This is a genomic window from Paenibacillus sp. ClWae2A, from assembly GCF_032452295.1.
Lineage (GTDB): Bacteria > Bacillota > Bacilli > Paenibacillales > Paenibacillaceae > Paenibacillus.
On record NZ_JAULSQ010000013.1, the window covers coordinates 124,676 to 146,137 of the forward strand.

Here is a 21,462-nt window from a genome sequence, read left to right on the forward strand (position 1 = left end):
GCCTCTCCTTAGTTAGAATAAATTCTTTGAATAACTTCATCGAGTTCACATGATTTCACTTGAAAATCCTTAATACCATCATTCTGAAGTAAATATTTAAGAATTTGTGTGGAACTTACTTCTCTTTTATCATAGTAAAAGTTTAGAATGTTACTATCATTCTCACATGTAATTTTTTTCACGCCGACTTCCAGAGAATAAGCATCCGTTAAAAAGCGTTCATTATTAAAACTATTCATTCGGACAATCAGTTTCTCATCCGAGCCATGTAATACTTTTAGTTGCTCCAAATCACCATCATAAATTTTTTTTCCATGATTGATTACAAGCACCCTCGAACATAATTTCTCGACATCCGACATATCATGAGTTGTAAGTAAAATCGTCGTTTTATAGTCCCTGTTTATTTGGATTAGAAATTCCCTGATTTTCTTCTTAACGACGACATCAAGTCCTATTGTCGGTTCATCCAAATAAATAACCTCTGGGTTATGCATCAAAGCAGCACATAGGTCAGCCCTCATTCGTTGTCCAAGACTTAATTGCCTAACAGCGACGTTTAGAAATTCATTAATACCCAGCACCTCTGAAAATAGTTCTATATTACGTTTAAACTGTGCATCAGATATTCCATACATATATTTATGTAATTTTAATGTCTCAATGACCGGAATATCCCACCATAATTGTGACCTCTGTCCAAAAACGACACCTATTCTTCTGGCATTCTCTTTTCTATTTTGATAAGGTACAATTCCATTTACTCTTACCTCACCATTAGTCGGCACAAGTATACCTACTAGCATTTTTATCGATGTCGATTTACCAGCTCCATTAGGCCCCAAAAAACCCACCATTTCACCTTGATTAATGGAGAATGACAGGTCATCAACTGCTTTCTTATTTTCATATTTACGATTGGTAAAATCCCTTAAAGCACCACGGAATCCTTTCTCCCTTATGGGTCTACGGAATACTTTAGAAATATTATTCACATTTATCATTGATACAGACACCACTCTCTCTAAACATTTTTTATATTTCATTTCTATTTTTCGAAATTTTATAGCAGATATTAGTGGAATTGATCAGCTACAAAAAATGTTACAAACTATTCTTCCGTACGCACTTTTGATTAGGACGTGCCTGAAAACTAAAGAAGTCTGTGGTAGGATTTGAGAAAAACGATTGGAGCATGAATCATGATTCAAAGACGTTATGAACAATCGGAACAAATTAAGGATGTTTTCCCTCCATATAAAATAGGACGTCCGTCAAAATTAAGTAATCGCACGTTGTTTACTGTTATACTTTGGATCGCTTGAAGTGGTGTTTCTTGGCGTAGAACTTGATTTTGAAAACTTCAAGCATTGGATTCTACATCGGTTAAAGCCCATCAACACAGTGACGGTGCTAAAAAACGCAGATGGAAACGAAGTAAATCAGCACATCGGCATCCATCGTGGCGGAAAGACAACCAAACTTCATACTTTAGTCGATGGATTAGGAAATCCCCTCGCGTTTCTTCTGACGGGTGGCCGAATCTATGATTCCGTTCCAGCGATAGATTTGCTTCAGGAGTTTGATATTACGGAAAGCCCTATTCTTGGTGATAAAGCTCATGGCTCAAAAGCTATTCGGAATTGGATTACGGCCAAACAGGAATCTTATATCATTCCACCTAAAGCTAACAGTCGAAATCCATGGAAAGTCGATTGGTATTTATACAAAGAACGCCCCTTAGTTGAGTGTTTTTTAAATAAAATCAAACACTTTCGCCGCGTAAGCTACTCGTTATGACAAACTAGCTAAGTCATTCTTATCATTTGTATACGTGGCTGCCATTTTTAAATTGACTTAATGATGAGTTTTCAGACACGTCCTAAATAAGTTCAATCATTCTAAATCTATCTTCCCATTCTCCAGTATTTTTTCTAAAAATAATAATGCTCCATCCTCGTCTACACTCCCAGCGATAATTGTCGCGATTTTCTTAAGTGACTCACTGGCATTAAACATAACTATTGAAATTGCAGCATTTTTTAACATGTCCCTATCATTTTCTCCATCCCCAAAAGCCAATACATCACTCATCGTAAAGCCATACTTATCTCCTAGATATTCTAACGCAGTACATTTAGTATGATTTTGCATTCTAATAACCGTCCAACCATTCCCTGTTACATATACTTCAGCACTATATTTTTTTGCGATTGAGTACAAATGACAATAATCCTCATCATTGTCCCTATGTTTAGGTTTTAGATACATGTAAATTGGATTGATTCCCGAAATGTTTTTAGATATAAATGAGCGCGGGATTCCAAAACTCATCACATAACTAATACCACTTTCTCTTGTATGTGGTATTAGTTCTGTACACTCTTCCACTATGTAGTGTGATGAACCGAACCTTAACTTAACTAAACTGACTAATTTAGATGGTAAACAATGACTAAGCAATAATATATCACCACTAGGTTGATATATTAATCTACCATCAAAGAAAATAACCGGAAATTTAGGTTGGAACTGATTTAATATGTCCCGACTTCCAATTAGAGTTCTCCCCGTGGCAATAATGATTGGCATCCTATTTTTTAGTACATTCAATTTTTCTAAGATATTCAAAGAAATTACATTACTTTTTCCAACTATTGTACCATCCAAGTCTATTGCAATCACAGACGGATTTCCCTTTTCAGTCATTTTACTCATTCATTTTTCCTTTTTTAGTATTTATTATCTCAGAAATTAATCCTACACCATTATCAAGATAATCATATGCGTTAATCCGTTCCTTCATTAAAACAATATTATCTTTATATACTTTACTAGCAAGCATCCTTTGAATTATTTCAATCAACATTTTCGAATCAACATGACTTATCCCATAACATTCTCCTATTTGATGATATTCAACTCGTGCTGCATTACCTGGTTGGTCATAAATGCAAGGGAAAATGACCATTGGAACAGAGAGTGCAATACATTCTTTGATAGTACCAAACCCACCATGTGAAAGAACTAGTGCGGATCTTCTAATAATGCTTAATTGGGGAATTTTATTTCCTATTATTACATTTTCAGGTATTTCCCCTAAACATTTTATATCTTGTATATTTCCAATATTCATTACCAATTTCCAGCCTTTCCTTTGACGAAAGGCTTCAATCACAGTACGAAAAAAACTAATGCTCTCCTCATACCTATTGCTCATTGTACCCAGCGAACAGTATATTATAGGCTTGTCATCCTCCAATCTCTCCCACTCAAAAAAGATCCCTGTTTCATCTCGATTTAAATCAACACAAAGTCCTGAATAACTTCTTCTATTCTCATTAGAATATAAAAATTCAAATTCATATGGACCGAAGATTATTTTAGGGCTTTCTAAGTAATATCCATCAAGACTATATCTCCATAGTAAGTTTCTGAATCTAGCCTCTCTTCTCAACTTAGAGAAAGGAAAGCAGTATTTATATAAATTGATTTTTGGCTTAAAAAACTCTCTGCGTATGTATCTCGTAACCCATAAACTTGTAGCGATTAAAGTGCCTTTAATCGAACCGTTGGGAATTTCAATTGAAGAATTAGGAGCAACTCTATGATTGAAATGAGTTTCACCGCTATTTGTCCAAAAACTAATAATAGGGATATCTGTTTCCAATGCAGGAAGATAGTAAAGATGAAATCTTGTGATGTCATAAAGAACAATCGTAACCCTTTCGCTTACAAGAACATCTTTTATTTCCTTAAATAAATCTTTATAGATTTTGGATAGTCTGAAATATTGAAATTCTAGTTTCATCCTAAGAAATACAGCTTCCCCTGTTCTTTTAATACTGTAATAATCAAATCCTTCTTGCCGAACTGTACACTCAAGGTTTTCAAATCCTAAATATAGGACGCGATAACCTTTAGTTACGAGCCTTCTAGCTAGTTCTAGCGTAGGAGGGAAATGGCTTTCAACAGAGCTCAAACAAAAAAGAATGGTTTCCTTCATAAATCTCACTTCTTCCATAACTACTTCATTACATTTCTATCAAAAAGATCTATTAATTCATATAAATTATTGATAATTAGGTCAGCTTCATTTTTTTTTTTTTGTGAGTTCGATCAATTAGAATAGATAACCAATTTGCGTTTTTCGAACCAATTACATCACTTTTTATAGAATCTCCAACGAAAGCAATTTCATAATTAGTCAATTGCAAATCCAATTGTACTTTCTCAAATATTTCGATATGTGGTTTTGCCACCCCCAACGTAAAAGAATAATAAGTACATGTACTTAAAAATTCAGGTAGTCCCAATTCAAAGATAGATTTACAATTCCATGGAAAGGCGTTTGAGATGATTCCTAATTTATATCCTCTCGAATACAAAATATTCAAAACCTTATTAGTATCCTTAAATAGATGGGGTATAGATTGATTATTCTTTATTATATCTACTATCTTGTGAGGGGAGTTATATTTAATCTCCCTTGAGAAATTTTCAACAAGTACATTTAATGTATTATTTTGTATTACAAAGTGTTTATTCATTGTTTCTTTAATATCTTCTTCACTACGCGATGTTAGTTCACATATTTCACTTACTAGACTCTTTCCTTTCTCTCTTTCAAAGTGAACAAGCGTTTCTCCTAAATCGAAAAAAATAGCTTTCACTTCCAAAAGTCGTGTTATTCCTCTCATAACGGTTTTGAAGAAACAAACAAGCCAGCTCTCTTTGTAATTACGATAGATTTATCTCTTTCTAATAAAAAATCAATCTTATTAATGAATGCATGCAACTTTTCCTCATCGAACGCTTTTCTAGCCTTGCTACTTGATAGCACATAATCAATTAGAGGTTGACTCTCTGTAACAATTAAGGCATCGTCATGATGTAACAGTGCAGTGTTTTGAAATATGTTATTAATATAATCAAAACCATTTTCTAATGTAAACTTATCCGATGTACGAGTATCAGGCAAAACAATAAACTGTCGGATTAACTCATCCATTTCTTTCAAATGCAACTTACTAAATGTAGAAGCGAAAAATAAGCCACCTTTTTTAAGTACTCTCCTTACCTCACGTATAGCCTTGGGAATATCCGAAACATGATATAGCATGTGATTAGCAATTACTACATCAAAAGACTCATCCTCAAAAGGTAATTCCTGTATATCCCCAACTTTGAAATTAAATTCATCGCTTCTAGATGCCACATTCTTTCGTGCATCATTAAGCATCCCTTCCGAGAGGTCCATTAGTGTGATATTAATTGGAGAAGCAATTTTATTTATATTTTTGTACCAAATGGCTGCTGGCCCACATCCACATTCCAATATATTCATGTTATGGGTAAGTTTCATTTGTTCAAACGCCCATTCGTGAAAGCCTAATTTGTTAGTGCTAAACCTTTCATGGAATTGAATCCTTTTACTAATATTGGAAGAATCTTTATATTGCTCAGAAATAGCATTATTCATTTTTATACGCTCCCTTTAATAACTACATTTTTGAAATACATATTTGATTCTGTTTTAATGCTTGATAAAGGCTTCTCACATTGGATATAGATAAATTAAAATTACTAAGATCACCATACACGTCCTTGCTAACGCCGTGATTATCAGATCCTCTAGTCAAAAATAGACCTAACTCCATTGCTTTATCAAAAATATCTTGTTCTAGTGCGTGTCTATTTGAAGAATTTAGTTCCAGTGCAGCCATCTTTCCTCCAATATTCAGACATTCATTCATCAAATGCAGTTTATCTCCATTGGGATGTGCAAAAACTGTGACTCCCTCATCCGTAAGCTCAGTAATATGAACTTGGCCATACTCATTAATTGACAGATTACCACTCGAAATGTGGTCAGGATAATCCGCATCATCTATACCAACTGTGGCGAATAGGGGCGCTAATAACCTGGACTTGTAGTCCCATCTATTTAACTGACTATTGTACTTGGCAATAAAGCGATTCAGTGCACGTATTTTTTTTTGTTTCCGATCCTCACATTTATCAAATAACGTAGCTTTATATAACTGTGATATTATTTTTTTTAACTTAATTTGATGTGGTTCCATTTTCAGAAATATATAATCAATTAAGGATGGGTATTCTGGTATAGGTACCTTTTGCATTTGTAAGTATATTTTATATTCTTCGAGTGAAAACAAAATATTATATTTTTCAGAAAAAAAACGAAGGGTCTGATTCTCAAAAATTCGCTTAAATTGTTTCGTAGCACGCATCCAACAGGCAGCCTCATTTTTTTTTATTATCAAATCTAATGAGGGACTAGCAGGATTAATTCCATACTTTAACACATGACACATACTACCATAGTCCTCATAATTCACAGTAAATTCAATACCCGTAATAATTATAGGAAGTTTAATATTTAAAACTGAATATTCTCTAATCAATACTGCTAACTCATCGTAGGCCCTCACAGAATCATGATCAGTAATTGAAATAATCTCAAAATCCATTTCAATAGCTTGATCAATAATATGTTTAACCGTCTGCTCTCCATCCACAGAATAGTCCGAGTGGTTATGAAGATCCACTCGAATATAATTTTTATTTAAAGTAAGCAAACGTTCTATCCTACTTATATTTTCTTTGTTATAATTATCCCAAAAGTCATAACTATTCATCTCAATGCTCCTATACAATGGAGTTACAATAATGATTTAATCTATTTTCGATTTCCGATTTACAAAAGTTGTATTCTTTCTTCGATATTTTCCCATTTTGTTTTAACCTTTCGATGATTTTAAAAGAAATTTGAAAATGACTGACTCCATTTTGAATAAGCTTATATAATTCAGGAGCTGAGGCATCACCTTTATCTGCATAACCAATAACATCAAAAATTTGATTTTTTGTACGCTCATACACTAATGCTTTAATTGTAGAAGGATACCCATGGAAATTAAAAAGAATTGGAGTATCGACTGGAAAAAGTCTGTTAAACTCGCAAATTGACAAAGAGTGAGTATAGATTTCCCTGTCACCTAAAATGGTGATATCTATTATAGAAACCAATTTTATATATATATGAGGTATTAGTTCATTAATCTGCTCAATACTACGCTTACTTTCTCTTAACGGATAATCACCTGCGGAAACCATGACAAAATCCGCTTTATTATCGCATGGCCACTCATAAAATCCCTGTTCAACAGCTACATTCGCCTCATCCATATTAGTCCATTGATACATTTCTCTCTTGGAGGTGACAATGACATTTATTTTGTTGTAGCTCTTCAACACTTTCTCCATACATTTCAACAAAGAGTTGGCATCAATGGGGAAGTAACACCTTACGAATGGGAATGTTTTACTCGTCAAAGTCGAAATGAATTCTGGATTTTGATGAGAGTATGTATTTGCCCAGCATAAACTCGTTAATAGATAATTCAGTGAAGGTGTTTCTTTTCTCCATGTGACTTGACTTGATTGATGTATAAATTTTGCATATTGGGTCATCATACTTCCAAAAATTGGAGCAAATGCTTCGTAGGTCGGTAATAATCCATATCCTCCGGATTGGAGATAACCTTGCAACCACCCATGACATGTATGCTCGCTCAAAATCTCCATCACCTTCCCCTCAGGACTAGTGTCCTCATCAGGAGAATTTCGATTAAAAGCCTTTTTTGTATACGTAAGAATTTTTCCCAAACCATTTGATACCAGTTCATCGGGTGACATGATCCGAATTTTTTTATTTTTTGAAAGTATTTCACCCAAATAATCATTAATAATCTCAATGTTTTTGTACTGTTTATTTCCATGATTAATAGAGTATATATTCTTATCCGGTAAAAAAAGTTCCTCATTCTCGTTTTTTCGCTCTAAACATAAACCTAGTTTATAATCATCTTTAGGAATAATCTCAGAAATCTCATCCTTCAAAAAACCATTGCTGTTAAATAACTCTCCCGGATTATAACTAAGTAACCATTCCTCTATAATTCCAACCGATGAATTCGTATCACTTATAGGATTTTTATGAGAAATCGCCCTGCCTTCGATACTGCTTACTCCTGTCCAACCCTTTTGTGTTTTTAAAATAATCATTGGCCAACGAATAGTATTATTTTTCTTACTCTCTTTTATACTTAAGATAAGTTCGTAGGAATTCTCAATAGCATTAAACATACTTTTATGATCGCCCAGTACAATATAGGGGGTATATCCCAAACCCTCAAAATAACTTCTTAATTCCTCATCCGTCATAGAAGCCATTATCGATGGCCCACCCATTCTGTGTCCATTTAGATGAAGTATCGGTAATACAACGCCTGAGGTAACCGGATCTAAATATTTATGGCTCTGCCATGCTGCTGCAGTTGGACCGGTTTCTGCTTCCCCATCGCCAACAATGCATACTGTTATAAGGTCTGGGTTATCCATAACATTACCGTGTGCTACAGCTAATGCATATCCCAGTTCACCACCTCCATAGATAGTACCCGGAATATGTGGGCTAATCTCCGTTCTAAACCCATTAATATCTCCGAAACTCCGAGATAAGTTCTCTATACCTTTAATACCAAAGGTTAATTCAGGATAATATCTTTGTAACGTCCCTTCAAGATATAAATTTGCTAAAAGTGCACATGCTCCATGCCCGGGGCCTATGATCAGCGACATATTTGCCTTCGTCCTTGTGATAAATCCATTCAGATGAGCATAAATGAAATTTATTCCCGGACTTGTTCCCCAATGACCAGGTACGATATTTTTAACATGATGCTCTTGCAAACGTTCCTGCAATAAATAATTATCCTGCAGATACATTTGAACAAGCGTTAAGTAATTGCTAGCTCGCCAATATTTATCGATGCTATTCAACTTATTATTGATTTCTTCTTCTGAACAAGTCACACTTCATTCCTCATTTTATTGACGATTTATTATTATCAGTATCTCTCTTTCAAGTATCAGCGACTCATCGTACTCCATTCCTAGACCACAATGTAAGTCAATTTGAATTTCCGAACCGCAAAGTCTAATGGGATTTTTATAGAAGCATTGTCTTCGTGGTTCAAAAGTCACATGATATTCTACCAGAGGAATCAGTTTGCAATCATTTGAAAAAGCTAACTGCAGTGCTGGCATAAGATGATGACCGTGGGGAACGATTATTTTATTATATGCTTTTGCCAAAGCTAGAATGTTTATAGCTTCCGTTATTCCTCCACAACGTCCTATATCCGGTTGTAGATAGACGATATTTTTATTTTCCACGTATCTAGTAAAGTCGAATATATTCGACCCATGTTCGCCTATAGCTACAGGTATATGGCTCAGTATTTCAAGTTGTTCATCTGGTGTGGGTTCCTCAATCCAAAAAACACTTATATCACGCATTTTATTACAAAAGTCCATATACTCGGATCTATTCCACTGACCAAAGACATCAAACATGAATATAGCAGATGGTACATCTTGTATCAGTGACTGGACTGCCCTAATTTGCTTTGCAAAATCAAGATCAGGATACCGACGAATGGGCCATTTTTGCATTACAAATCCTCTCTCAAGAAAGTGCTGAGAGGTTAATACCGCATCCAAAGATGTTTCATTATATTGAAGCAGACTTGCATAAGCCTGCACCGAATCTCTGGTTGCCCCTCCTAGTAATTCATAGACTGGACAATTGTAATACTTACCTTTGATATCCCATAAAGCACAATCTATTGCACTTATAAACTCCATAAACAGTCCAACTTGACCACCAATTTTTTGTTTCCAAAGCAAGTTCCATATTTTTTTTGTATCTAGAGGATTCAAACCAATGAGTAACTTGCTAAGTTCTAAGTAAACAGAAAGGTACGGTTTATAAAGAGGGCCAAAATAGCCTGTTATATTCTCCGAAGTTTGTATGATGAGGAAATATCCGTTCTCTTGTTGGGTATTATATAGGACTGATATTTTTTCAAATAACAATGAAGTTATTGTAATTGGTTTCATACGTTCCACCCCACGCTCATTTCTTACCAACCACTATAACTTAATGGATTACCATCAAAGGTGAAATACCACAAACTTCTATAACACTCCCAAGTAGTTGGTTCTAGATTATGTTTAAGTAGCAATCTTTCAATTTCTTGACGCATCATCAAGTACCATTCGATTGAATTAACACCATCTGCTGCGAACTCCTCCATGTACTCATTATGTGCCTGGAAAAGATTAATCGAAGGCATTCTCGAAGAAACAGATAATAACTGATCTAAACCGGAAATCGCATCCTCTTTTTGATCTAAACCCAAAATATAAGTAAATGTAGTATCTAATCCATTACTTCTGGCTCGTTTTAATAAATCAATCAAGAGCGGTACAGTAAGATCTGCTTTCGTACTCTTCAAAATTATCTCTCGGTTTGTAAAACACTCTGCCGTAAGCGTCAACTTGAAGTCACCTATATGTTCAATAATTTCTTCAAAAGCCTCGTCACTTCTAACGACAGAGCCTAAATAATTAATTTCACCTTGGAAATTGTATTTATTCAATGTGTTTTTCACCATTCGTAGGTGAGTTAGAGCCAACTCTTCGTGGTAGAAACATCCAGTCGAGAGGCACACTTGATCAAGTGATGAGAGATCCTTCCAATTGTTTTTCTCAATCATTATTGAAAAGTACTGATCCAAATCATCAAGCATCCTCAACCGTGGGTCCTCGGAAATTTCCAAAGTGTTATAACAAAAGACACAACCTGTACACAAACTCCTAGCATTAGAATTCAATGTTATTACCTTACCATTATTTCTAGAATAACTTACAACTACATCATCATTTTCAAAATCAAACACATTAGCAAAGTGTATTCCATCAAAAAATATTTTATTATTTTCTAAGTGAAAAGGGGAATCCGGTTGATGAACAGGTATAATTATTCTGAAGGTCGATTCAGGTCGGCTATTTACCGTCAGAAACATCCTCATCCTCGGATGTTTATATTTAGAGTTCACTCCGCAAAGGTTTAATGCAATCAAAAGGATGTCTTCTATGTTAATCTTATATTTTTGAGACAGGCTTTCCGCTTCAGCCATCGTTAATGAAATAATTTGAGTCAAATTCATTTTAATGCCTCCTGTTTTATAGATGCTAAACTTTTTTATTTTCAATCTGTGATACGTTCATCCGCGAATATTTTTTGAGACAGGAACTTATTAAAGCCTCAATTCTTTTCTCTCTTATTTCTAGTGATCTTGATTCATTGATTGAACTAAATAATTGCTGCTTCTCTGCAAAACTTAGTATACTCATAGGAATACCCCTATTATTTAATTCGACGAGCAATTCATCGGGAGCCTTCTGAGGAGGTAAGCTAATATCTTTGACTCTAGCCTCTACTTCAACCAAACCGTTAACTTTCAACCCATTATCTAGTATCCAATCATGAGAAAGGGAAATATAAAAGGAGCTATGGTGTTCTGTTAACCAACCTTTAAAATCGTAACCGTTAATCTTACCTTTGATAGGTCTAATCCTAATATCGTTTAACAATCCTTCAGGTAGTTTAATAAGATGTAAATTGTTTAAAGTTATTAATTCACTACTAAATGAAACTTTCATTTTCTTATTTCACCCCTAATTTATGTCGTATATACCTTGATATATCGTTCTCAATTTCAGAAATTTCCTTGTATTTTGCAATTATCAAATCAGTATCAGTATCTTTTGAGACTAATTTCCTTATCATGATAAAATGCATATTTTCCCAAAATCTGTTTGCTTGGCTGAGTAAATCCTCTAACTCAGCAAGTCCAATGATTCCATTTGTCCTAAGTATTTTAACCATTTGCAATCTACTCATTGCAAATGGAATCAATACAAATTTTATGTTAAAAAAAAGTCCCCTATTGATAAATTGAATTTCTTTAGATGCGTAGTATCCGGGTAAATCATATGCAAGTTTATGAATCTCCTCAGATAAAATAAAATTAATTAATTTTTTTTCACTTGCCTTCTGCTCAACAACATTTCTTTTATACCCGCAACATTGCAATGAAATATGACCCTTCTGGTAATATTGAAACGACTGTAATAGAGAATAAAAAGATATTTGGTATGATTGGTTAAAATCAATATCAATAACTTCAAAATATTCTTCATGCGTGTTAACTCCTTTTATAAGAACCGCATGTGTATTGTGCAACTTTTGGTGGTATTTCTTGTTGATCGGATTAAAAAATTCATCTATACTCACAATAACTAGAGAATCATTACAGACTCGATGAATAATTTGAGCTAGCATTTCTTCGTGTGAGTAATTATCATAGTCTAGTAACTCATAATCAATATTAAAATGATTCTTTAGAAATTGAAGTAATTTGTTTATTGTAAGTTTTGTAAACAATGCTGTATTACTTGAGTCAACTAACTGTATTGGTTGAAATCTCCAAGGGTTACTATTCTCTCTTTCTTTAACCACGTTAACATCAAGTTTCTTATATACGGGTTTACTTTCATTCAGGAAAAGCTGAATATCTTCAATATCACCTTGATTCGAAAAATATTTAAGTGCACTTATCAAGTAACTACCATAACAATTGATAAAAAAAAACTCTGGTTGACCCAACATGGGGAAATATTTATTCATTTCATTCTCCTTTAGTGAAAACTCCATCATTTTCAAAAAAATGTGTATATTCCCGAGTAAAGGCCAGTTCTTGTTATCATTATCGTATCGTTCTCTCCGAACGAATTCAGCTGGTCTTATCTAAGAGGGCGCTTTCATTAGAACTTCATGTACACTTTCTTTTAATACCTCACACCCTTTGCTTAGTAACTCCGTCTCTATATTTAGTGGAGGTAAAATCTTTATTACATTGTCTTGTCTTCCAACACATTCCACTATTAGTCCATTTATAAAACACCTGTCACGAACTTTTCTTGCAATATCCTTCGAAGGAATTTGACTAAAGTCAATCCCCCATATAAGCCCCTTTCCTCTGATTTTTATATTGAAATCTAGAGAGGAAATATCTCTAACCAGTATAGATTGAACTAAAGTTGACTTAGACTCTATTTCATTATTAAATTTTATCTCTTCCCATTGTTCGAGTGCAGCAGTCGCGCCAACAATTGCTAATTGGTTCCCTCGAAATGTACCATTGTGCTCCCCAGGAGACCAAATATCATGCTGCTTTTTCATAAGGAGTATTGACATTGGCATTCCATATCCACTAATCGATTTGGAAATAACAACTAAATCCGGAATAATTCCAGCATCCTCAAATGAAAAGAACGTACCTGTACGTCCACAGCCCACTTGAATATCATCACAAATCAGAAGAATATCATGTTCTTCACACAAGTTACTTAATGCTTGTAGCCATTCAATCGGAGCTATATTTATGCCTCCTTCTGCTTGAATTGTTTCTACAATTATAGCGGCAGGTTTTTCTATACCTGAATGGTCATCGATTAACACTTGTTCAATGTAATTTATCGAATCAATTTTATAATTATCTCCAGGGTAAGGAAAAAAGGTTACATTATTTAAAGGGACACCTGCAGCTTGTCTATGATAATGATTGCTTGTAACGGATAAACTACCTAATGACATCCCATGGTATCCGCCCATAAATGCAAAAATCCCGGTTCTTTTTGTCACTTTTCTTGCAAGTTTAATAGCAGCCTCAACTGCATTTGTTCCTGTTGGTCCACAAAACTGAATTTTATATGGATACTCTTTCTTATCTAATATTATTGAACGAAATGCTTGAAGAAACTTTTCTTTAGCCACCGTATACATATCTAAGGAATGTATAATGCCATCCTTTTCAAGGTATTCAATAAGCCTGCTTTTAATATTCTCATTATTATGACCGTAATTGAGTGCTCCAGATCCAGAGAAAAAATCAATATAAGACTTTCCTGTGGTAGAATACAACTTTGATCCTTTGGCACTTTGGAATACATCAGGGAATGTTCTACAATAATTTCTGATATTAGATTCTAATTCTTCGAATATATTCATAGTAGATCAACCCTTCTCCTATTATATTTCTTCATTATGCAGTAATATGGAGAGTGGTTTTACATCCATTTCCAATCGGATGTTATCATAAACTTCTTTGGCTAATTTCTGTGCTTCTCGGGTAGTATCAGCAACAGTTAGTATTCTTGCGAGTATATCAGTGTTTGAAGTAGCTTTCTTAATATATTGATTTTTCTCTTTAAGAAAAATTATATGAATATCATTACGTTCTAAATAATCTTGATCAACTTGTAAGCTTTTCAAATATCCCGAAACAGGACTTGTGACCTCTATACATGTTGAAAATTTTTGACCAAGTGCTGATAATTCACTGAGTTTTCCCGAAATGTATAATGAACAAATATGATCAAAAATTGAAATCTCCAGAGCTTGATCAATCATCCATGGATTTGGCGGTCCAACTAATCTCGGATTTACTTCTAAAATGTATATTCCCTTATCTGGAGTGACTATATATTCAATATGACATGGTCCAAAATCATATTGAAAATCAATTACAAATCTATTTGTCTCATAAATAATTTTCTGTTCTATAGAACCGTAGATTGGAAAAGTATAACCTAGTTCCACAAAGTATGGAGGATTACTCATTAATCGGTTAGTAACCCCTAACAGCTGAACTTCTCCATTTGATGTAATAAACTCACAGCTATAAATATCCCCTTCAATATACTCTTCTAATAGAAAATTCGGATACAATAGAGAACTAGTATATCTCGATAGATACTTCAGTTGTTTATAACACTCAATCAATTCTTTCTCAGATTGAATGAGTGATACAGCAACAGATTCATTTCCATTAACCGGCTTGAATATCCATTTTTTTCTCGTGGAAACATTATAAAATTGTACTGCATCAGATAACTCATCAAAAACATGAAATTCAGGATAGTTGTAATGAAGCTCTTTTTGCTTTTGCCTGAATTCATTTTTGTGATGAAAAATATAAGCAGCACTGGAACTTAGGAACGGATAACTATATTTTTCACAAATCAAACTCACTGGATACATAAAAAAATCACTTGTCGAGCAAACAGTTTTGATTGAATGGACGAAATGAAGATTTTGAATCTCTTCAGCAATTCTTTCATAATGAATGAAATTCTTATCGTAAATGACTTTAGTCGCTTGCTCTTGATATTTCTGATCACATGGAATGATACCTGTTGTGAGAAATATTACATCTAATCCCAATTTTTGGAACACGGGAATTTCGGCACCGAGATTACCTGACTCAACTAATATCACCGTCTGTTTCATTGCTTTACTCCGTATTTCCCTGATAGTAGGATAGCGATTTTATGTATGGTTGAAAAATTTTCAACCAACAAATCTTGATCGTCAATTTCAATATCAAATTCAATCTCTAGGTTAACAATCAACTCAATTGTTTTAACAGAGTCTAAGCCTTCATTTCTTAAATCCGTATCATAACTTATTTGGACTTCCCTATTAAAAACTTCACTAATCTTCTCAAATACTATTCTTTCCACTATAGATACCATTGGAATCGTCAAAGTCAGGTCTCCTTTCTTATGCTCATCCTAGGCCAATTCTTCATATCTCGCCCATGAAGATCAATGAATGCCTCCTTCCATCGCTCAATTCCAAATGCAATACATCCTGAAAATAGTGCTGATTCATTCTGATCTTTTATCTCATATTTGGAGCATAGTGTATCTTGACAGTAATTAAAGGAAGCAATTGAGCTCCTTTTACAGTTCAATGTTGTAACTATCAACTCATATTTGGCATTACTTATCAATTGATAGGTACCTTTTGTTTTCAAGTCCTGACTAAAAAAGAAAGGGTCTGTAGCATTCTCAATCTTCCCTTTTAGACCGATAGAATCAAAAAAACTCCATACTTCATCCATAATTCGATCACGAGTATTAACTACCCACTCCTTCTCGCCTACAAAAACTATCTCCCTCATCGTAAACTCACTATGCCTGTACTTATCCTTTCTCCATTCAATTTCGTTACGAAAACATTTCCCTTTACCCGTGAGTATCTTCCCTTGTGTTAATAATTTACCTTGAAGTTCTTCGTAACAATGGTAACATATGCATGGTTGCAAAATTTCCCCATGAAAAGCAATGCTCTCCTCATAAGATTCAATTAATGCCTTATTCCGAAATTTTTTTATAGCCCTGTAATTATGTGAAACCCTGGTTACACCATATATGTTTTGTGGGAAATGGATATGATATTGGTTTCGGATCATATTACTTTTACTTAGAACAGATGAATATTCCCTAAGTTCAGCTCCATACTTCTTCGCAATCTGGACAAAGACCTCATCTAAATTTCCAATTAGAATGATATCCGACTCATCCATATACGGCAGACTTTCAACATCTATATATTTAGCACTTATTCTATTGGAGTTATCTGAATCTAAATTACTTCTAATAACTCTCCGTTTAATAATGCGCGTTTTTTCAAGACTCGCACACAGATCTAGATATGATTCACTTAATTCAATAATTTCAGGTGAATTCATATCCAATTCAACAGTGGTCAACAATATAACTTTATCTATATCGTTATAACACATTCCCGTTATCACTTCTGAAAGGTAAGGAATTCTTTCTAATAAAATATCAACCTTATTGGTCAGCTCATGTGGTACTGGAAAAGAAATATTCATTTTTCAAAATTCCTTTCTATAACCAACGGGTTCGGTGAGTCAACACACCAAGTCTATGTTTGGCAATCATTTCATATGTCACATCAGATTGGGGGGGATGAAATAGACCTGCTTTAACATCTTGGTATAGTTTTGAAAGAATACTTGAATTTGAAATACTGCTAATTCCAACAACTTTCATTGCCAAATTAACAACTTGTTCAGCATTCTTCACTACTGTTTCTTTCGTTATTATACTTATTATATTTATATTTTCTGGAGTTGGAGTACCTACAAGGTGATCTTGAAGCAAACTACAATATCTAACTATCTGTGAACGACTCACTTCTAGTAAAATGGACATTTCTGCTATTGAGAATTGTACACCTGGGAAAAATGACAAGCTACGATTAGTGTGGGATACTTGTTTTTCTTTGCAGTAATTTACTACAAATTGATATGCTTTATTAGCGATTCCATAATACACAGATACAACACTTAATCGAAATAAATAAGCAAAGTCATTTGTTTTTTGCAATGCATCTTTATTCTGATATAAAACATCCAGATGGGGAACGAGAACACTGTCTAAGTATATACTATTACTGTTGCTTTCAGACATAGATATAGTATCCCAGTCTGATTGAGTTGTAATTCCTTTTGCACTTCGTCTTATCAACATAACTGCTATACGCCCCTCTTCATTTGTGGGGTTCTCAACATAACAATATACCGGTAGAAAATATACATAAGGTTCTAGCGAAACAAATTTCTTGACTCCGCTGATTAAATAACCATCATCTGTCTTTTTAGCATGAATTGAAAAATGCTCAGGCAGTAGTTGATCTTCCCGAACAAAATAGATTCCAGGCTCATTAAACGAACCAAACAATTTGTTTTGATCTGATTGATTAAAAATCTGAGCGAACCTTTCATTAGACAATATCCTGCACATTCCCCATTGCGTATATAAATGCATAGAGAAACTTAATGCAGTTGATGAGCAAGCTTCTGATAAGCCAGAAATTAAGTCAAAATAATCTATTGGGTTAATTTTACTATCTCGCATGAAATGGTGAGCATTCATTTTCAGCAAAAAATCTATTTTTTCTGTAAAGCTTCTTTCGGTCCCAGTAGTAAACTCGAAAAACCTTTCGACGTAATCAGTGCTTATCTTCATATTTTATGCTCCAAGTGGTATAATTTTCTACTGTTTCAATTTAAACATCATTTCATTATCTCCACAATATGATCTGTATATTTTAAAGACATGTAAAATGTAAAGATAGTGAGAAAAGAGGAAAACAGATGAGAATTAGATCAATTAAAGAGAAAATCATTTTATTCCCTGGAGAGTCAGAAAAATGGTTTACCATTAAGAATGATTACATCTACATAAAATCTAGTGGTCGCATTTCAATTTACTTCAACCGTATCAATTTTGAATTACCTAGTGAAGTATCAGGGATAATTCAATGCTGTTATGGCTCATTCTCCATTCAAAATATCGATAATCGTCCTGTATATTTACAAGGAATTCAATTTTCTTGTGCGATTAAAATGAATAACAACTTTTTCACAACCGTATTTGATCAAATTCCGTTTGAATTAATGCTAATGAGTGGGCAATCAACAGAGACTAACTGTAAGGACATCCTAAGTACTTTAGAAAATCTAAAAAATTCCCAAGTAATAAAACAAGTAAAGATAGATCGAAATAAAATTGATTCAAGACTAATTCAAATAAACAGATACATTAGAAAAAACTATTATTTGCAAATATCACTAACTGATTTAGCAGATCTTATAGGAGTTCATCCTACATATCTAAGCAATACTTATTCTAAAGTATTTAAGATCTCTCCTATCTATTATATAAATCAATTACGAATGAATATGGCAAGAGAATTATTAGCTCACCCTCAATTATCCGTAAATAAAATAGCAACAACTGTTGGTTACGGAAGCATATCGCAATTTAGCTCAATTTTTAAAAGATTTCATTCAATATCACCAACTCAGTTCCGTGAGGATGTTTTAAACATGATCGAACCAAGATTGTAGACATAATCAGAAAGTTTCTATATAACTGTACTTATCAACAATAACTCCAATATCTTGGAAATAAAAAACTGACAGTATCCCTATGCCGCTCTGAGCTGTGTTTTAATTTGGACTAATGTAGCCCCCAATTGAGCTTGGTTGTAGATATATTCAATCATGTGCTGCTTTTTCTGTAAGTGGTAGCAATGTAACCCCTCGATCAAGCTTCCATGGCCTTCATAGATACAGCACATCGAAGCAAACATCAGTAGGGTCAGGTCAATTGCCTGAGCGGATCGAAAGTACGTTTCAATGGCTCAGCGTTTGCTGTAGTAGCTTAATATTTCTTCATTGCTCAGGGAAACATCCGTACTTAGAAAAGCCTTCATTTGCTTGGGGTGAAAACCTTCCCCCTCTTTCCAACACAGCAGCAATACGGCGTTTTCCAAGAAATTGAGCTTTCCTTCATAGCGATATACCCGATAAGCGGAGGAGCCGATGGTCACCAGATGGGTATCCGATTTCGAGATGTAAGGAAGCAAAACGATTGCCGATTGCCTTGGGGATAGAAGATACGATTAGTTTTTAAACCACTAGGACGTGTCTGAAAACTCATTACTGAGTCAATTTAAAAATGGTAGCCACGTATACAAATGACAAGAATGACTTGGAAAGCTTGTCATAACGAGTGGCTACGCAAAATGTTTGATTTTATTGAAAAAGCAATCGACTTTCCATGGATTTCGACTGTTAGCTTTAGGTGGAATGATATAGGAGGCCTGTTTGGCCTTAATCCAATTCCGAATAGCTTCTGACTTTGTCTCCAAGAATATAGCTTTCCGTAATATCAAATTCCTGAAGTAAATCTATCGCAGGAACGGAATCAAAGACTTGGCCACCCGTCAGAAGAAACGCGAGAGGATTTCCTAATCCATCGACTAAAGTATGAAGTTTGGTTGTCTTTCCACCACGTTGGATGCCGATGTGCTGATTTACTTCGTGTCCTTCTGCGTTTTTTTAACACTGGCACTGTGTTAATGGGCTTTAAGAGATGTAGAATCAATACTCAAGTTTCCAAAATCAGGTTCTAGTCGAAGCGCTTGGAAGGTGGTGATAAGTAACTCTGTATCTCTCCATTTGCAGAAGCCACTGTAGGCCGTTTCCCATGAACCATAACGTTCTTCTGACAGGTCCCGCCAAGCAGCACCACTTCGAGCGATCCAAAGAATAGCATTATACATCGTGCGATTGCTTAATTTTGAAGGACGTCCTTTTGTATATGGAGGGAACATATCTTTAGATACCAGGAGTCCATCAGCACATAGATACACATGCTACCACAACTATTTGTATCAAACATTCTACTGTTTCTTACACTACTGGAGCAATGCACACCGGGCGAGACATCTCCAATTTAAATCCATTATGCTTCAGACGTCCGTCCTCTCCATTGATCTGGAATGCAACGAGGTTGTTGCTGTCCTGATTCGCCACCAGCAGAATACCACCTGGCAGCAGATTGAAGTTGCGCGGTGTCTGACCCATCGTCGATATCCACTCTACTGCTTCCAGTTCACCGGATTCCTGATCGATGTGATACAGTACAATGCTGTCATCGCCACGGTTGGATGCATATAAGAAACGTCCGCAAGGGGATACGCGAATATCGGCCGCCGTTCCTTCTCCGGTATGTCCTTCTGGAAATGCGGAACATGTACTTACCCGATTTACCGGCTTCTGCTTCACATCGCATAACCCAGAATTCCGAATCTGCTCTAACCCTGTTAACGCTTGCAGATATCGCATTGACTCCCTTATCCCCTCTCACCATAATACAAAGTATGAGACCTAACAACCGACCACCCCTACAGCGTAAATCTGACGGATTTCGTATGCAAAAACTCATTGTGCTTCCGGACTCCCTGCTGCAAGAAACCGCAGCTTATCCGGTCACGTCCGGATTATATGTTACCGATATCGGTTACTTTCACGAAGCGGAGCATCATTACCGAGACCGTCCCGATGGTTGTGAGTCACACATTCTGATGTACTGTGCCCAAGGCACAGGCTGGTATACAATGGATGGCAGCAAGACATATGATGTCCGCCCGGGAAACCTCGTCATATTGCCGGCACATGTTCCTCATGTGTATGGTGCCAACACAGCAGAACCATGGAGTATCTTCTGGATTCATCTGCGCGGGGAACACGCTTTAACTTACATAGAACCATTATTAGCCCATCATATTTCTACCATGCCACCGGCCAAGGCTCAAAAATGGCTTGAGCTGTTCCATGAATGTTACGGCGCGCTAGAGACAGGTTACTCCATGCAGACGATGACATATGCCTCCCAGATTATCGGTTATATGCTTGGTATGCTCGCTTATGGACCGGAGACAACCGGAACGGATGGCGGGATCGTGAGCAGCAAACGTGCGGCTGAACAATCCGTTCAATATATGTTGGAGCACCTGGAGAACGGAATCACCCTCAAGGAACTGGCGGCACACGCCCGGCTCTCTGTCCCTCATTATTCTCAGTTGTTCAAACAAGCTACCGGGCATTCGCCGATCGATTATTTCCTGCGGCTGAAGATTCAGCATTCCTGCCGTTATCTGGATTTTACCGATTGGACTGTGAAGCAGATCAGTTCCGAGCTTGGATTCAAGGACCCGTACTACTTCTCCCGTCTGTTCAGCAAAATGATGGGACGTTCACCCACGGATTATCGAAACAAATCCAAAGGATAGATGCC

General features: G+C 35.3%; 19 protein-coding genes and 2 pseudogenes. 3 read left to right on the plus strand and 18 right to left on the minus strand.

The window, feature by feature from the left end:
• Positions 1-8: 8 nt before the first annotated feature.
• A complete protein-coding gene (locus tag QVE09_RS26435; protein WP_315939213.1) occupies positions 9-1,004 on the minus strand; it encodes an ABC transporter ATP-binding protein in 996 nt (331 codons plus the stop codon).
• Positions 1,005-1,202: 198 nt separating this feature from the next.
• Between QVE09_RS26435 and QVE09_RS26440 the strand changes: the two are divergent.
• Positions 1,203-1,861: pseudogene (locus tag QVE09_RS26440) on the plus strand (IS5 family transposase).
• A 35-nt stretch (positions 1,862-1,896) separates the two neighbouring features.
• Here the strand turns inward: QVE09_RS26440 and QVE09_RS26445 are convergent.
• The 15 genes from QVE09_RS26445 to QVE09_RS26515 all read right to left on the minus strand — a co-directional run bounded on the left by QVE09_RS26445 (position 1,897) and on the right by QVE09_RS26515 (position 17,841).
• Positions 1,897-2,718 carry an HAD-IIB family hydrolase gene (locus QVE09_RS26445; RefSeq protein ID WP_315939214.1) on the minus strand — a complete coding sequence of 274 codons (822 nt, stop codon included), beginning with the start codon at positions 2,716-2,718 and terminating at the stop codon, positions 1,897-1,899.
• Positions 2,711-4,006: a glycosyltransferase gene (locus QVE09_RS26450; protein ID WP_315939215.1), complete on the minus strand. Its 1,296-nt coding sequence runs from the start codon at positions 4,004-4,006 to the stop codon at positions 2,711-2,713. The genes QVE09_RS26445 and QVE09_RS26450 overlap by 8 nt, the downstream gene beginning before the upstream one ends.
• 76 nt (positions 4,007-4,082) lie before the next feature.
• Positions 4,083-4,673: an HAD family hydrolase gene (locus tag QVE09_RS26455; RefSeq protein ID WP_315939262.1), complete on the minus strand. Its 591-nt coding sequence runs from the start codon at positions 4,671-4,673 to the stop codon at positions 4,083-4,085.
• 23 nt (positions 4,674-4,696) lie between these two features.
• Positions 4,697-5,482 carry a class I SAM-dependent methyltransferase gene (locus tag QVE09_RS26460; protein WP_315939216.1) on the minus strand — a complete coding sequence of 262 codons (786 nt, stop codon included), beginning with the start codon at positions 5,480-5,482 and terminating at the stop codon, positions 4,697-4,699.
• A 22-nt stretch (positions 5,483-5,504) separates the two neighbouring features.
• Complete coding sequence (locus tag QVE09_RS26465; RefSeq protein ID WP_315939217.1) at positions 5,505-6,662, minus strand: PHP domain-containing protein; 1,158 nt, start codon at positions 6,660-6,662, stop codon at positions 5,505-5,507.
• 10 nt (positions 6,663-6,672) lie between these two features.
• Positions 6,673-8,901 carry a phosphoketolase family protein gene (locus QVE09_RS26470; protein WP_315939218.1) on the minus strand — a complete coding sequence of 743 codons (2,229 nt, stop codon included), beginning with the start codon at positions 8,899-8,901 and terminating at the stop codon, positions 6,673-6,675.
• 15 nt (positions 8,902-8,916) lie between these two features.
• A complete protein-coding gene (locus QVE09_RS26475; protein WP_315939219.1) occupies positions 8,917-9,990 on the minus strand; it encodes a mandelate racemase/muconate lactonizing enzyme family protein in 1,074 nt (357 codons plus the stop codon).
• A 23-nt stretch (positions 9,991-10,013) separates the two neighbouring features.
• The gene (locus QVE09_RS26480) at positions 10,014-11,102 is read right to left on the minus strand and encodes a radical SAM protein (protein WP_315939220.1); all 1,089 of its coding nucleotides are present in this window, start codon (positions 11,100-11,102) and stop codon (positions 10,014-10,016) included.
• A gap of 25 nt (positions 11,103-11,127) precedes the next feature.
• Complete coding sequence (locus tag QVE09_RS26485; protein WP_315939221.1) at positions 11,128-11,598, minus strand: hypothetical protein; 471 nt, start codon at positions 11,596-11,598, stop codon at positions 11,128-11,130.
• A 4-nt stretch (positions 11,599-11,602) separates the two neighbouring features.
• On the minus strand, positions 11,603-12,625 hold the full coding sequence (locus QVE09_RS26490) for a hypothetical protein (protein WP_315939222.1): 1,023 nt from the start codon (positions 12,623-12,625) through the stop codon (positions 11,603-11,605).
• A gap of 120 nt (positions 12,626-12,745) precedes the next feature.
• On the minus strand, positions 12,746-14,008 hold the full coding sequence (ectB, locus tag QVE09_RS26495) for a diaminobutyrate--2-oxoglutarate transaminase (protein ID WP_315939223.1): 1,263 nt from the start codon (positions 14,006-14,008) through the stop codon (positions 12,746-12,748).
• A 21-nt stretch (positions 14,009-14,029) separates the two neighbouring features.
• On the minus strand, positions 14,030-15,289 hold the full coding sequence (locus tag QVE09_RS26500; protein ID WP_315939224.1) for an ATP-grasp domain-containing protein: 1,260 nt from the start codon (positions 15,287-15,289) through the stop codon (positions 14,030-14,032).
• The gene (locus QVE09_RS26505) at positions 15,286-15,546 is read right to left on the minus strand and encodes an acyl carrier protein (RefSeq protein WP_315939225.1); all 261 of its coding nucleotides are present in this window, start codon (positions 15,544-15,546) and stop codon (positions 15,286-15,288) included. The genes QVE09_RS26500 and QVE09_RS26505 overlap by 4 nt, the downstream gene beginning before the upstream one ends.
• Positions 15,547-15,548: 2 nt before the next feature.
• Positions 15,549-16,682, minus strand: coding sequence for a class-II aminoacyl-tRNA synthetase family protein (locus QVE09_RS26510; RefSeq protein ID WP_315939226.1), 1,134 nt, complete (start codon positions 16,680-16,682; stop codon positions 15,549-15,551).
• Between the two features lie 16 nt (positions 16,683-16,698).
• The gene (locus QVE09_RS26515) at positions 16,699-17,841 is read right to left on the minus strand and encodes an acyl-CoA dehydrogenase family protein (protein WP_315939227.1); all 1,143 of its coding nucleotides are present in this window, start codon (positions 17,839-17,841) and stop codon (positions 16,699-16,701) included.
• Between the two features lie 128 nt (positions 17,842-17,969).
• On the opposite strand from QVE09_RS26515, the gene QVE09_RS26520 reads away from it, so the two are divergent.
• Complete coding sequence (locus QVE09_RS26520) at positions 17,970-18,725, plus strand: helix-turn-helix transcriptional regulator (protein WP_315939228.1); 756 nt, start codon at positions 17,970-17,972, stop codon at positions 18,723-18,725.
• 594 nt (positions 18,726-19,319) lie between these two features.
• Here QVE09_RS26520 and QVE09_RS31595 read toward each other — a convergent pair.
• Positions 19,320-19,996, minus strand: a pseudogene (locus QVE09_RS31595) (IS5 family transposase).
• Between the two features lie 79 nt (positions 19,997-20,075).
• Positions 20,076-20,510, minus strand: a complete 435-nt coding sequence (locus QVE09_RS26530; RefSeq protein ID WP_315939230.1) for a lactonase family protein — start codon at positions 20,508-20,510, stop codon at positions 20,076-20,078.
• An 86-nt stretch (positions 20,511-20,596) separates the two neighbouring features.
• Here QVE09_RS26530 and QVE09_RS26535 point away from each other — a divergent pair, with 86 nt between their 5' ends.
• Positions 20,597-21,457, plus strand: coding sequence for an AraC family transcriptional regulator (locus QVE09_RS26535; protein WP_315939231.1), 861 nt, complete (start codon positions 20,597-20,599; stop codon positions 21,455-21,457).
• Positions 21,458-21,462: the final 5 nt, after the last annotated feature.

Coding starts and splice junctions, on each gene's coding strand:
- QVE09_RS26435 (WP_315939213.1), bottom strand. CDS start 1,004: ATGATAAATGTGAATAATATTTCTAAAGTATTCCGTAGACCCATAAGG.
- QVE09_RS26445 (WP_315939214.1), bottom strand. CDS start 2,718: ATGAGTAAAATGACTGAAAAGGGAAATCCGTCTGTGATTGCAATAGAC.
- QVE09_RS26450 (WP_315939215.1), bottom strand. CDS start 4,006: ATGAAGGAAACCATTCTTTTTTGTTTGAGCTCTGTTGAAAGCCATTTC.
- QVE09_RS26460 (WP_315939216.1), bottom strand. CDS start 5,482: ATGAATAATGCTATTTCTGAGCAATATAAAGATTCTTCCAATATTAGT.
- QVE09_RS26465 (WP_315939217.1), bottom strand. CDS start 6,662: ATGAATAGTTATGACTTTTGGGATAATTATAACAAAGAAAATATAAGT.
- QVE09_RS26475 (WP_315939219.1), bottom strand. CDS start 9,990: ATGAAACCAATTACAATAACTTCATTGTTATTTGAAAAAATATCAGTC.
- QVE09_RS26480 (WP_315939220.1), bottom strand. CDS start 11,102: ATGAATTTGACTCAAATTATTTCATTAACGATGGCTGAAGCGGAAAGC.
- QVE09_RS26485 (WP_315939221.1), bottom strand. CDS start 11,598: ATGAAAGTTTCATTTAGTAGTGAATTAATAACTTTAAACAATTTACAT.
- QVE09_RS26490 (WP_315939222.1), bottom strand. CDS start 12,625: ATGAATAAATATTTCCCCATGTTGGGTCAACCAGAGTTTTTTTTTATC.
- ectB (WP_315939223.1), bottom strand. CDS start 14,008: ATGAATATATTCGAAGAATTAGAATCTAATATCAGAAATTATTGTAGA.
- QVE09_RS26500 (WP_315939224.1), bottom strand. CDS start 15,289: ATGAAACAGACGGTGATATTAGTTGAGTCAGGTAATCTCGGTGCCGAA.
- QVE09_RS26510 (WP_315939226.1), bottom strand. CDS start 16,682: ATGAATATTTCTTTTCCAGTACCACATGAGCTGACCAATAAGGTTGAT.
- QVE09_RS26515 (WP_315939227.1), bottom strand. CDS start 17,841: ATGAAGATAAGCACTGATTACGTCGAAAGGTTTTTCGAGTTTACTACT.
- QVE09_RS26520 (WP_315939228.1), top strand. CDS start 17,970: ATGAGAATTAGATCAATTAAAGAGAAAATCATTTTATTCCCTGGAGAG.
- QVE09_RS26530 (WP_315939230.1), bottom strand. CDS start 20,510: ATGCGATATCTGCAAGCGTTAACAGGGTTAGAGCAGATTCGGAATTCT.
- QVE09_RS26535 (WP_315939231.1), top strand. CDS start 20,597: ATGCAAAAACTCATTGTGCTTCCGGACTCCCTGCTGCAAGAAACCGCA.